This is a genomic window from Noviherbaspirillum malthae (assembly GCF_015352985.1).
Taxonomy (GTDB): domain Bacteria; phylum Pseudomonadota; class Gammaproteobacteria; order Burkholderiales; family Burkholderiaceae_D; genus Noviherbaspirillum; species Noviherbaspirillum malthae.
Genome location: NZ_JACYXF010000004.1, coordinates 207321 through 220910 on the forward strand (window position 1 = coordinate 207321; position 13590 = coordinate 220910).

Consider the following 13590-nt stretch of genomic DNA (forward strand, 5'->3'; position numbering starts at 1 on the left):
CATGTCCCGTCATGGGTCCATATAAACAGATCGCATACCTCATATAAGAGAAATAAAGCAGACTGCAAAGACTGCCGGCGCTATAGTTGCACCTGTCTCCTCCAACTCTCCTTGAATTGGATTGAACCCGCAGACTGCAAAGCCTGCGGGTTTTTTTTCGTCCATGCGAATCGCAGCGATAGCGCCGCGCTCAATCTCATCCGGAAAAGGAAAAACGGGGGAAGGGTGAGGTTGGCGCCGGGCTGATGGCAAGCCGGCAGCCGCAAGGCCGGCCGGCTTGAGGATGAGGGGAGATCAGTGCAGCCTGAAAACGCCGACCGCATCGGCGAGATTGCCGGCGCGTTCCTGCATCGACCGCGCTGCTTCGGCGGCTTCCTCGACCAGGGCGGCGTTTTCCTGAGTGACCTTGTCCATTTCGGTGATGGCCTTGCTGACCTGTTCGATGCCGGCGCTCTGCTCTTCGCTGGCCGCAAGAATCTCTCCCATGATGTCGGTCACGCGCTTGACGCTGCTGACCACTTCATCCATGGTGGCGCCGGCATTGCCGACGAGGACGCTGCCGGTGTCGACCTTTTCCACCGAGTCGTCGATCAGCGCCTTGATTTCCTTGGCAGCCGATGCGGAGCGCTGCGCCAGATTGCGCACCTCCGATGCGACCACTGCGAATCCCCTGCCCTGCTCGCCGGCACGTGCAGCTTCGACGGCGGCATTCAGCGCCAGGATATTGGTCTGGAAGGCGATGCCGTCGATGACGCTGATGATGTCGACGATCTTGCCCGAGCTTTCCTTGATCGAATTCATGGTCTGCACCACATCGCCGACGACGCGGCCGCCGCGCACCGCCACGTCGGATGCCGACTGCACCAGCGTATTCGCCTGGCGCGCATTCTCGGCATTCTGACGCACGGTCGAGGTCAGCTCTTCCATTGCGGATGCGGTTTCCTCCAGCGAGCCGGCCTGCGATTCGGTGCGTGCGGAGAGGTCGGAATTGCCGGCAGCCAGCTGCTGGGACACACCGCCGATGGTATCGGTCGTGGTGCGGACATTGCCGATGATGCTGTTGAGGCTGTCGTTCATCTTTGCCAGCGCGTCAAGCAGCTGGCCGATCTCGTCGTTGCTCTGGTTGGAAATGCGCTGCGTCAGATCGCCGGCGGCAACGGCACTGGCGAGCGTGACGGCATTGGTCAGCGGCTTGGTGATGCTGCCGGTGATGCGCCAGGAAATGGCTGCGCCGATGGCGACCGCAGCGACCGTGATGCCAAGAAGAAGAAGCATGAGCACGCGGTCGGCGGCCTCGGATTCTTCCATGACCTTGCGTTCGGCGACGCGCTGGATGTTGAGCAGCTTGTCGATTTCGCTGACCGCCTTGGCGTTCATCGGATCGATATATTTCGTGATGACCGAGGCCGCGCCTTCGGAATTCATGTTTTCGGCCTGGCGGATCGCAACCTTGTACTGCGGCTCGATGCGCTTTTCCATGGTGGCCAGTTCGGCCAGGATGGCTTTCTCGGCATCGGACAGGGGCAGCTTGACCAGCTTGGACTGCGCTTCGGCATACAGCTTGTTCTGCGCATCGACGCGTGCCTTCTGCTGTTCGACGGTGCTGATGTCGAGCATGTTGCGCATGGCAATGCCGCTCTGCAGCAGGGCGCTCTTCATGTCGACCACCAGCTCGCCCTTGATGTTGGCCCGCTCCAGCCCCTGCTTGAGATCGGATTTGTTCTGGTTGATGAGAAAGGTACTTACCAGAACAACAAGGATCAGCAGTCCCAGGACCACCGCAAAGCCGGCGCCCAGGCGAATTCCGATACGCAGGTTGCGCAAATTCATCAGCGTCTCCTTCAGATGACAACGCGTTTTACTTTCGCCGCAGCAAGCGCCGCAGCCCGCATCGCCAGAGAACACTGTTGATCTTATTTCCTCTGGGCAATTAACCGGTATCTTACCCTGCTTTCTGCAGGAACGGCCAGCATTCCTTGAGGAAGATCGGTGCGTATTTTCCTGTAATGCCTACGTTATGCGTTATAACGCGACGGGAAACGGCCCGCCGCTGCTTCAGAGAATTCGGCGATTCAGCGGATATCGATGAGATCGTCCGCAGCACGGCTGCGGGGACGCAGACGCAGACGCTTCTGGAGAATGGCATCCGACAGGGGCTTGTCCATCGTTTCGGCATGGACCCGTATCCAGTCGGCCAGCAGGAACGTCGCGGTGCGTCCCATGGCAATATCGCCTTGCATCACGCAGAACGCCGTATGGTGCATCACGCCCAGCATGCGTGCATGTTCCTCGAGGTGTTGCCTGGCATGAACAGAAGGCATCGACTCCAGCCATTCCTCCTGCTGCCGGCAATCGCGCTCGATCTGCGCGATCAGTTCTGGATAGCGGCGCTTGAATTCTTCATCGGGCCACCGCAGGGCTTGGCCCAAGAGGTCCAGCAGGCGGCAGGTCGAGTTGTCCGGATAGTCCGCGTCGGATTGCGCGGCATGATTGTCCCAAGTGCCTTGCATGGTCTTGCTCCGGTTGAGAATTAGAGTTGGCCGCCTGATGCTTTTTGATATCGGGAGAATCGGAACTAGCCGAAATTTCAGGTCTAGCCTTGTCGGAATGATATGGCCGCAAATGCAGAAAGCCTCGTCAGCAGTCTTTCGGGACCTGCCGGCTTTGTGCATTGGAGCGCAGTTCATGTTAGGTGCGCTCCGTGAGATTCCGGATGATCCAGATCAAAGTCGACACATGTGTTCTCCATCCGATGCTTCCAAGTGGAAACATGCTTTTCCATCCATGGCTCGGTGGGCTGTCTCCCTTTTCCCATTCCCTGTTCGGATTTCCATCACATTGAATGCATGACCCTCCCCTCGGTTAAACGAACTAACCGTCAAAACCTTCGAATACGACCGGTGCAGAACACACTGCTGAAGCGCCAAGATGACATGCGAAGCTTTGGTATGTTCTTGCTTTATTCACATCTTTTCCGAACATAAAGATGCAGAGATTTTGCGCCGCTTGGCATCACCGCCTAGAACGCAAACCGCTCGCCGTTAATTCATTTCCACTCTCAGACCCGACTAATCCATGCAAAACAGCCGGATATCGCTCCCGATCATCCACATTCAGACCAGAAGCAGTCAGGCAAACCACTTCACAAGCTGAAACAACATTCAGTGCGGGCAACTTCAATTTATTGCAGGTAAGAAGTAGTATGTCGGTGCCAGCATGGCCGGACCATTGGCTTCTTGGCGAATTGCAAAGCCCGTCAATAACAAGTCCATTCCTTGGCCGAGGCCTTCCGCAAGAAGGCCGGCGCCGCTTGCCTATGCCTTCTGCCCTCATTCCCGGCTTCATCACTCTCCACGGAAATCGCCTCGAAGATCTGCGCAGCGCCGTCATCGATTGGATCAGCACGCACCCGCTTGATCCTCTGGAGCAGGAAATCATCCTGGTGCAGTCGAACGGCGTGGCCGAATGGCTGAAGATTGCGCTGGCCCAGCAGACTGGCGTATGCGCAGCGACCCGCATTACCCTGCCGGCCCGCTTCCTGTGGGAAGCCTATCGGTCCGTGCTCGGAAGCGAGGCCATTCCGCCTCGTTCGGCGCTCGACCGCGCTCCGCTGGTCTGGCGCCTGATGCGTCTGCTGCCGCAGGTGGCCGCCAGGTCGGGCTTCGAACCGCTTCAGCGCTTTCTTTCCGATCAAGACCCGGAGCGCCGCCTGCAGCTCGCGCGCCGCCTGTCCGACCTGATGGATCTCTACCAGGTCTACCGTGCCGACTGGCTGGCCGACTGGGAGAGCGGCCAGGACGTGGTGCGCGGGCTGAAAGGAGATGCGCCAGCGCTGGCCGAGGATCAGCGCTGGCAGGCTGCGCTGTGGCGCACGATCATCGAAGAGCTGCCGCTGTCCGAGCGTCTTACCGGCCGTTCCGGGGTGCACCAGCGCTTCGTCGATGCGCTGCAGTCCGGCGCCGCCTTGCCGGGCCGCCTGCCGCCCCGCGTCATCCTGTTCGGCATTTCCGCGCTGCCCTACCAGACCATGCAGGCATTGGCGTCGCTGTCGGGGCAGATGCAGGTCATCCTCGCCATTCCCAATCCCTGCCAGTTCTACTGGGGCGACATCATCGAAGGCCGCGAGCTGTTCGCCGCAGAACGGCGCCGCCAGGCTCTGCGCGACGGCAAGGACCTGTCCGCCGTTCCCTACGAGCAGATGCATTCGCACTGCAATCCGCTGCTGGCGGCATGGGGGCGGCAGGGACGCGACTTCATCCGCATGCTCGACGAGTTCGACAATGCCCAGGCCACCGTCGAATCCTTTTCCAATCTCCGGCTGGATCTGTTCAGCGAAGGACCGGGCGAACATCTGCTGGCCCAGGTGCAGGCGGCGATCCGCGACATGCTACCCCTGGACGAGCATCCGCTCTGCCCTCCCGAAGCGGAAGACCGCTCGATCGAATTCCATGTGGCCCACAGCGCGCAGCGTGAAGTGGAAATCCTGCACGACGCCCTGCTCGGCATGCTTGCGCAGTCGCCGCAGACCGGCCTCAAGCCGCGCGACATCGTGGTGATGGTGCCCGACATCGAAAGCTTCACTCCGGCCATTCAATCGGTGTTCGGCCAGTACAGCCGCTCGGGCGACAAGCGCCATATTCCCTTTGCCATCGCCGACGTCACCGAGCGGGATCTCGATCCGCTGCCCGCCGCCCTGGAATGGCTGCTGCGACTGCCCGAACAGCGCTGCCGCCAGAGCGAGGTGCGCGACCTGCTGGAAGTGCCCGCCATCGCCGCGCGCTTCGGCATCGAAGAGGACGACCTGCCGCGCATCGGCCAATGGCTCGACGGCGCCGGCGTACGCTGGGGCCTGGACGGCGAGCACCGCGAAGCGCTCGGACTGGCGCCGGCAGGCGAGCAGAATGCCTGGATCTTTGGCGTACGCCGCATGCTGCTCGGCTATGCGAACGGCACCGATTCCAGCTATGCCGACATCGAACCCTATGGCGAAGTCGGCGGCCTCGATGCCGCGCTCGCCGGTTCGCTGGCAAGCTTCGTCGAAACCCTGCTCGGATGGCGCAAGCTGCTGGCGCTGCCGGTTCGGCCTTATGTCTGGGGCACGCGCGCACGTGCGCTGCTGCGCGACTTCTTCGACATCAGGGATGAGCAGGACAGGTTGACCAGCGTGCGCCTCGACCAGTCGCTGCAGACGTGGCTGGACGACTGCGCCCAGGCAGGCTTCGACGAGGAGGTGCCGCTCGCCGTGCTACGCGAGGCATGGCTCGGCGGCGCCGACGAAAGTTCGCTGAACCAGCGCTTCGTTTCCGGCGGCGTAACCTTCTGCACATTGATGCCGATGCGTGCCGTGCCCTTCCGCGTGGTCTGCCTGCTCGGCATGAATGACGGCGACTATCCGCGCCGCGCCCAGCATGCCGACTTCGACCTGCTGGCGCAGCCCGGGCTGTCGCGCCCCGGCGACCGCTCGCGGCGCGACGACGACCGCTATCTCATGCTCGAAGCGCTGCTGGCGGCGCGCGACAAGCTCTATATCAGCTGGGTCGGCCGCGACGTGCGCGACAACAGCGTGCAGCCGGCGTCGATCCTGGTTTCGCAGCTGCAGGATTACCTGCGCGCGGGATGGAGCATCGATCCGGCGGCGCTGACCACCGAACATCCGCTGCAGCCGTTCAGCCGCCGCTATTTCGACGGCAGCGGCATGCGCACTTATGCGAAGGAATGGCGAGCCGCGCACATCGGCGGCGGCTCACAGAAGGCGCAAGACATCCCTCGCTGGGACCCGGGCACCGACCTTCGCCTCGGCCTCAAGGGCCTTGCGCGGTTCATCCGCCAGCCGGCGGCGGCCTTCTTCCATGAACGGCTCGGTGTCTATTTCTCCCAGCAGGTGGAGGTCGGACGGGACGACGAGCCCTTCTTCCTCAGCAAGCTTGAAGAATACGACGTGGTGCGCAGCCTGCTCGACGACAGCGGCGAACTGGAAGCCAGGTCGGGCGTCGAGGCGGTACTGCGCGAACGTGCGGCGCGGCTCGGCAGGAAGGGCATGCTGCCGATCGGGCATGCAGGAAGGCAGTGGCAGGAAGCCATCGTGCAGGTACTGGTGCCGGTGCGCAGCGTCTGGGTCGACCTGTGCCGCCAGTACCCGCATTCCGCGCCGCGCCTGCCGGTATCGATCGTCTGCGGCAGCATCCGCCTCGAAGACTGGATAGACAAGCTGCACAGCGACGGCGAACAGACGGCATGGCTCGACATCAATCCAGGCAAGGCGCTGGCCAAGGTCAAGAGCAAGGACGTGCTGCGCGCCGACAAGCTCATCCATGCCTGGCTGCGCCAGCTTGCCGCGGCCGCTGCGGGCTACCGCGTGACCGGCTACATCGTCGCACGCGACCGGCTGCTAGTGCTTGCGCCGCTGGAACAGGAACATTCGCAGCGCACGCTCGAACATCTCGTGTCGCTGTGGCGCGCCGGCATGGACAGTCCGCTGCCGACGGCCTGCAGGACCGCGCTGCAGCTGCTTGCAGGCGGCGATCCGCGCAGCGCTTACGACGGCGGCTTCCAGGGTTTCGGCGAAGTGAACGATGCCTGCCTCGCCCGGCTCTGGCCATCATTTGAAGCGCTGTCCGCCGAACCGGACTGGGAAAATTGCAGCCGACAGCTCTATGGTCCGCTGCATGAATGGGTCGAAAGCGGCGTCGCCGATTTTCCGCTGGATGGCGTACCGATGCAGAAACAGGAGGCCGCATGAGCCAATTGCTCGATCCCGTCGATTTTCCCTTGCACGGCGCGCGCCTGATCGAGGCCAGCGCCGGCACCGGCAAGACCTGGACCATCGCGGCGCTGTATGTGCGGCTCGTGCTCGGCCACGGCGGCGAGCACGGCTTCGTCAAGCCGCTCCAGCCTTCCGAAATCCTGGTCATGACCTTCACGCGCGCCGCCACGCGCGAATTGTCGGACCGCATCCGCGCGCGCCTGGTGGAAGCCGCTGCCTTCTTCCGCGACGAGCATGGAGAGAACCAGGACGACTTCCTGCAGCAGCTCGCCGGCAGCTATCCCGAACAGTCCATGCGCGAGCAGGCGGCGCGGCGCCTGATGCTGGCCGCCGAATCGATGGATGAGTCGGCGGTCTTCACCATCGATGCATGGTGCCAGCGCATGCTGCGCGAGCATGCATTCGACAGCGGCTGCCTGTTCGACGAGGAACTGATCAGCAGCGAACGCCAGCTCAGGAAAGACGCGGTACGCGACTACTGGCGGCATCATGTGTATTCCCTCGACCGCAGCGGTCTGGCGGCGGTACAGCAATGCTGGACGGATCTCGATGCCTTCGAAAAGGCGCTCGGCGACTTGGTGGAGCGCGCCCATCTGCTGGAATGCGCGCTGCAGGAAACCTTGTCGGCGATGCTGGTTCGCATCGAGCAGGAAAACCGGCGCTGCGCGAACGGGCTGCGCCAGGGCTGGGCCGACAAGACGGCCCGGCTGCAGGCGTGGCTGGAAGAGCATCGCGGCGCGATCAGCGGCACCAAGCTGCAGCAGGCAACGGCGTCCGCATTCTTCCAGGCCTTGCATGAATGGGCAGCGGCAGAACATCTGGTGAAGCCGCGCTCGGAATTCTTCAAGGGCGCGCCGAAAATGATTCCCTCCGCGCTTCAGGTCGCCTTCAACAAGGGCAAGAGCGTTCCCCTGCCTCCCGAGTGCGCGGAACTGGAAACCCTGCATGAGGCATTGAACGCCATCGCACCGATGGAACACGCGCTGCTCACGCATGCGGCGGTGACGATCGCCAGGCGCATGGCGGAACTGAAGCGGCGCAGCCGCCAGTTCGGCTTCGCCGACATGCTGTCGCGCCTGAAGGAGGCGCTGCAGGGCGCCAACGGCGACGCGCTGCGCAAGCGCATCATCACGCAGTATCCGGTGGCGCTGATCGACGAGTTCCAGGACACCTCGCCCGACCAGTACCGGATCTTCGATGCGCTGTACCGGGTGGCCGAGGAGAATGCCTCGCTTGCCCTGTTCATGATCGGCGATCCCAAGCAGGCGATCTACGGCTTCCGCGGCGCCGACATCCACAGCTACCTGGCGGCACGGCGCGCAACCGAGGGACGCCACTTCAGGCTCACCCGCAACTTCCGTTCCACCGAAGGCGTGGTGAAGGCGGTCAATCACCTGTTCCTGCATGCCGAAGGCGGCGGCGCATCCGCCGGCCATCCGCGCGGCGCCTTCGGCTTCCGCGACGGCGGCCTCAATCCGCTGCCTTTCGAGGAAGTCACCGCGCACGGCCGCAAGGAATGCCTGGTTGCCGACGGCAAGGGTGTGGCGGCGCTGACGGTCTGGTCGAACGAGAACGACGGCCTGACGCAGGAAACCTATCGCACCGGCTTCGCCGCCCAGTGCGCGGAAAGGATCGCCACGCTGCTCAACAATCCGAGCGCGGGCTTCAGCTCAGACGCCGGATTCGAGCGGCTGCGCCCGGCCGACATCGCCATCCTCGTGCGCGACCGCTATGAAGCGGATGCGGTCAGGGCCGAACTGGAGCGCCGGCGCGTGCCGAGCGTCTATCTGTCGGACAAGGATTCGGTCTTCGACAGCGAGGAGGCCGCCGACGTGCTGCGCTGGCTGCATGCGGTTTCCAATCCGCTCGACGGCGCGCTGGGCCGCGCCGCCTATGCGACCCGCACCGTCGGACTCAGCCTTCCGCTACTGGCTGAACTCGTTGCCGACGACATGCGATGGGATGGCTGCATCGAACAGCTCAAGGCATGGCGCACGGTCTGGCAGCGGCACGGCGTGCTGGCCATGCTGCGCCAGCTGATCCATGACCTCGACATCCCGGCCCGCCTGCTGCAGGAAGCCGGCGGCGAACGGCGACTCACCAACCTGCTTCATCTTGCGGAACTGCTGCAGAAGGCCGGTACCCGGCTGGACGGCGAGCAGGCGCTGATCCGCTGGCTGGCGGCGCAGATCGAAGGCGAAGGCGAGTCCGATGATGAGCGCATCCTGCGTCTGGAAAGCGACGACCAGCTGGTGAAGGTGGTGACGGTCTACAAGTCCAAGGGTCTCGAATATCCGCTGGTGTTTGTGCCGTTTGCGGTATCGGCAAGGCGCATCGGCAGGAGCCGCAGCCGTTTCCTGGAAATTGCGGAGCGCAGCGGCAGCCGCCGCATCGATTTCACGCTCAGCGCGGAAAGCATCGCTCTGGCGGACCAGGCACGCCTCGAAGAGGAACTGCGCCTGTTCTATGTCGCCCTCACCCGGTCGCGGCACGCCTTGTGGATGGGCGTGGCATCGCTGGACGGCGCCTTCCATCATTGCGCGTTCGGCTATCTGCTGGCCGGCGGCAATCCGGTGGTTGCTGCGGCACTGACACAGACCATGCGCGATGCCTGCGCGTCCTGCGCGCACATCGACATCGAAGTCGTGAATACCGAGGAAACCGGCTGCACGCTGCTGTCGCGCGATGACAAGCAGGCGGCACTGGGCGAGGCCGCCGATTTCGACGCCCGCTTCGAGCGCGGCTGGTCGGTGTCGAGCTATACCTCGATCACCCGCGATCTCGGTCCCGTGCCCGTGCCGCCGGCATTGATCGCCGCTGCTGCAATCGCCGCAGCGCCATCCACGCCGGCAGAAGACAAGCTGCTGGAAAACGATGACGTGCTGCCATTGCCCGCCGCAGCCGCGCCGCGCCGCGACGCGCCCTGGCACCGCTTTCCACGCGGCTCGCTTCCCGGCCAGTTCCTTCATGCGCAGCTCGAGTGGCTGGCCGGAGAAGGATTCGCCTCCGCAAAGGAGGCGGATTTCGGAGTGCGGCTGGCGGCACGCTGCGAGCGCGCCGGCTACGGCAACCACGAGGACGACACGATCGAATGGATCGCCGCCGCAAGCACGACGACACTCCCGCCCTTGAAAGCCTCGCTGGCGGATCTGGCAAGAACCATCCCGGAAATGGAATTCTGGGTGCCGCTCGAGCGCGTGAGCAGCCGCGACATCGATGAACTGTGCCGCGCACACATCCTTCCGGGCGAAGACAGACCGGCACTGGCCGAGCGCCAGCTGCAGGGCATGCTGCGCGGCTTTCAGGATCTTGTGTTCGAACACGACGGCCGCTACTGGGTCATGGACTACAAGTCCAACCAGCTGGCGGGTGACGATGCCGGCTATCACCAGGACGCACTGGCCAAGGCGGTGGCCGCCAACCGCTACGACGTGCAGGGCATGATCTATCTGCTGGCGCTGCACAGGCTGCTGAAAAGCCGGCTGGGTGCAGATTACGATCCCGGGCGGGCGCTCGGCGGCGCGGTATTTTTTTTCCTGCGCGGCATCGGCAATGCCGAGACGCGCGGCTGCCACCACATGCCGGCCGATCCCGCCTTGCTGGACGAACTGGAAGCGCTGCTGGCGGAACAGAGTGAGGAAACATGGGCATGATGGACAGCGCCGCATTGTTCGAGCGCTTCGATGCATTCGTCACGGAAGGCCTGCTGCAGCGGCTGGGCTGCGCATTCGCGCGCTTCATCGATACGCTGGGCCGCACGCCGCCGCCGGTCACGCTGGCCTGCGCGGTGCTGTCGGAAATGGAGACGCGCGGCCACAGCTGCCTTTTCCTGTCCGACCTGGTGGCGTCGCCCTGCGCGCTGCTGGGTTGGCAGACCGAGCACTGGCAAGCCTTGTGCAAAGCGGCCGGCGGTGTACCCGATTCGGCCGAGGCGTGGCAGATGGCACTGGCCGCCTGCGATCATGTCTGGCTAACCGGCAGCGCCGACCGCAACCAGCCGCTGGTACTGGACGGCGAACGCCTTTACCTGCGCCGATACTGGCGCAATGAAACCCTTGTTGCGACCGCTGTGGCCAGCCGGGCGGCGCGTCCGCGCAGCGTCGATGTGCAGTCGGTGCGCAGCCGGCTGGACCGTCTTTTCGGCTCCGGCACCGGCGGCGACAGCGATCCGGACTGGCAGAAGATCGCCTGCGCGGTGGCGGTGCGCAGCCACCTGGCCATCATCACCGGCGGGCCGGGCACCGGCAAGACTTACACCGTGGCGCGCCTGCTGGCGCTGCTGTTCGCCCTTGCGGACAAGCCCGAAGCCATGCGCGTGGCCCTCACCGCGCCGACCGGCAAGGCCGCCACCCGGCTCAAGCAGTCGATCGACGCCGCTCTCGCAGGACTCGAGCAACAGGCCGGCGACATGCCCTTGCCGCTGGCGGCCGGCGTCGGCGCCGCCTACACGCTGCACAGCCTGCTCGGCGCACGTCCCGACACCAGGGCATTCCGCCATCACGCGGGCAATCCGCTCGACATCGACGTGCTGATCGTCGATGAGGCGTCGATGGTGCACCTGGAAATGATGGCCGCGCTGCTCGACGCGGTACCTGCGCATGCAATCGTCATCCTCCTCGGCGACAAGGACCAGCTGGCATCGGTCGAAGCGGGCGCGGTGCTGGGCGACCTGTGCGCCGATGCCGAGCATGGCAACTACACGAAGGACACCGCCGACTATATCGCCGCGGCATGCGGCGAGACGCTGCCGGCAGCGATGGTCATGGGCGGCGACGTCCTTGCGCAACAGACGGTCATGCTGCGCAAGAGCCGGCGCTTCGGCGGACCGGTCGGCGTACTTGCCACCGCGGTCAACTACGGCGATGCGATGGCGGCGTCCGCCTGCCTGCGGCAGACCGAAGGCGGGGTGCTGTCATGGATCGATGCGGCGCGCCAGTCCGACCTGCTGCAGCTGGCGCTGGAAGGGCGCGCGGGCGCGGAGGGCGGGTATCACGCCTATCTGAGGCTGCTGAAAAACATGCCGTCCGCAGGCAGGGAAGCCCACGCGGTCTGGGCGCATGCGGTGCTGAGCGCCTTCGAGGGCTTCCGCCTGCTGTGCGCGGTGCGCGAGGGCGACTGGGGTGTCAACGGCATCAATGCGGCCATCGAGGACCACTTCGACGCCAAGGGCCTGATCCGGCGCCGCGGCGAATGGTATGTCGGCCGGCCGGTGATGATCACCCGCAATGACGCTTCGCTCGGCGTATCCAACGGGGATATCGGCATCACGCTGCCCGATCCCGACCGGCCCGATGGCCTGCGGGTCTACCTGCCCGATGGCGGCAGCGTGATCGGCGTGCTGCCGAGCCGGCTGCCCCAGGTGGATACCGCCTATGCGACTACCGTGCACAAGGCCCAGGGCTCGGAATTTGCGCATGCGGTGATGGTGCTGCCGCCCGACGCCGGCCCGGTGCTCACGCGTGAACTCGTTTATACCGGCATCACACGCGCCAAGCAGCATTTCACGCTGGTGTCGCCGAATGCGGCGGTGCTCGATGGCGCGGTGGACAGGCAGACGCGGCGCATGACCGGGCTGCGCATGATGCTCAAGGCGCAGGCGCTTCCCCAGCCTGCGTCCGCCGCCTCACCGCGCACCAGGCATTCCCGCGCATTGCGCGCGAGCGCTCCGGGACAGGGAGAATTGGATTTCGGCTGAAGCCGCTGATCTGGTTTGTGCGTTCCTCAGGCGGATAGCGTCGGTACTGCTTCCGGGTAGGTCCGGAAATGCAACGGGGCGGAAGGAAAGCTGACTTTCCTTCCGCCCCGTCTTGATGGGACTGCCGTCGTGGACCGATTACTTCGCGACCTTGACCTTGGCGACCAGTTCCTTCAGTGCCGGTGCGGCCTTGAAGCGAACGTTCTTGGAAGCCTTGATCTTGATGGATTCGCCTGTCGCCGGGTTGCGGCCGGTACGTGCGGCGCGCTGCGAGACGGTGAAAGTGCCGAGATCCGGGAAGGAGAAACGGCCTTCCTTCTTCAGGTCTGCGCCCACGAAGCCGAAGACCTGCTCAACGATTTCCTTGGCTTTCACCTTGGTCAGTTCATGCTGGGCTGCGACGGTGTCGATGATTTCGCTCTTGTTCAATTCAATCTCCGATGATGCATCTGTTGTTTAGCTATGGTGTGAGGCGTTACCGCCCGTCGTGGATAGTACTAAACCGGTGCCCGTAGTCAAGCCCCACGCAGCGTAATGCATCGCTCTGCAACATTCGGCACGCCAGCCGCACCGCAGCAAAATCGGTCCCGCGGGGTTCCGGACAGCCGATTTCAGGAACGACCCATCGATCGAATGCCCCTTGAAACCATTACGCCAGAGCGACCGCAGGCCTGGCTGCCGTGCGTGCACTTTCGCGCTCGACGACCAGCAGCATGCCGCCGAAAATCGCCACATTCTTCAGAAACTGCGTCAGCTGGTTCTGGAACCCGGCTGCATCGGCGCTCCAGAAGGCATGGAACAGCAAGGTTACCGGAATCAGGAACAAGGCGATCGCCAGTGCCGCGATCCTTGCCTGCAAGCCCAGGATCAGCATCAGGCCGCCCGCCACTTCGATCACGATGGTAAGGACCAGCATCAGTCCTGCAGCCGGCACGCCCGACGCAGCGATCCAGCCGGAGACGGCATCGAAGCCCGCGATCTTGTTGATGCCGGCGATGAGAAACAGGGTGCCGAGCGCCGCACGGCCGGCCGGATAGAAAAATCTGTTCAGGTCTTGCATGTCAAGCTCCTTCAATGAAATGGTCGTCTTCGACGGTGCCGGGGAAGCATGCCGTCCCCTAGGACGGCATGT

The 13590-nt window shown here is 64.0% G+C and carries 7 protein-coding genes; 3 read left to right on the plus strand and 4 right to left on the minus strand.

What is annotated here, in order from left to right:
• Window positions 1-294: 294 nt before the first annotated feature.
• Window positions 295-1830, minus strand: a complete 1536-nt coding sequence (locus IGW03_RS09020) for a methyl-accepting chemotaxis protein (RefSeq protein WP_194722203.1) — start codon at window positions 1828-1830, stop codon at window positions 295-297.
• A gap of 242 nt (window positions 1831-2072) precedes the next feature.
• Entirely contained in the window at window positions 2073-2510 is a 438-nt protein-coding gene (locus IGW03_RS09025; protein ID WP_194722204.1) for a hemerythrin domain-containing protein, read from the minus strand.
• 806 nt (window positions 2511-3316) lie between these two features.
• On the opposite strand from IGW03_RS09025, the gene recC reads away from it, so the two are divergent.
• The 3 genes from recC to recD are packed head-to-tail and all read left to right on the plus strand — an operon-like array spanning window position 3317 to window position 12458.
• A complete protein-coding gene (recC, locus tag IGW03_RS09030; protein ID WP_194722205.1) occupies window positions 3317-6739 on the plus strand; it encodes an exodeoxyribonuclease V subunit gamma in 3423 nt (1140 codons plus the stop codon).
• Window positions 6736-10416 (plus strand): exodeoxyribonuclease V subunit beta, encoded by a 3681-nt coding sequence (recB, locus tag IGW03_RS09035; RefSeq protein ID WP_194722206.1) that lies wholly within the window; start codon window positions 6736-6738, stop codon window positions 10414-10416. The genes recC and recB overlap by 4 nt, the downstream gene beginning before the upstream one ends.
• Window positions 10413-12458, plus strand: a complete 2046-nt coding sequence (gene recD, locus IGW03_RS09040; protein ID WP_323744946.1) for an exodeoxyribonuclease V subunit alpha — start codon at window positions 10413-10415, stop codon at window positions 12456-12458. Before recB ends, recD begins: the two co-directional genes overlap by 4 nt.
• A gap of 138 nt (window positions 12459-12596) precedes the next feature.
• Here recD and IGW03_RS09045 read toward each other — a convergent pair whose 3' ends face one another.
• Window positions 12597-12887, minus strand: a complete 291-nt coding sequence (locus IGW03_RS09045) for an HU family DNA-binding protein (protein WP_194722208.1) — start codon at window positions 12885-12887, stop codon at window positions 12597-12599.
• A 220-nt stretch (window positions 12888-13107) separates the two neighbouring features.
• Window positions 13108-13518, minus strand: coding sequence for a DoxX family protein (locus tag IGW03_RS09050; protein WP_194722209.1), 411 nt, complete (start codon window positions 13516-13518; stop codon window positions 13108-13110).
• Window positions 13519-13590 lie beyond the last annotated feature (72 nt).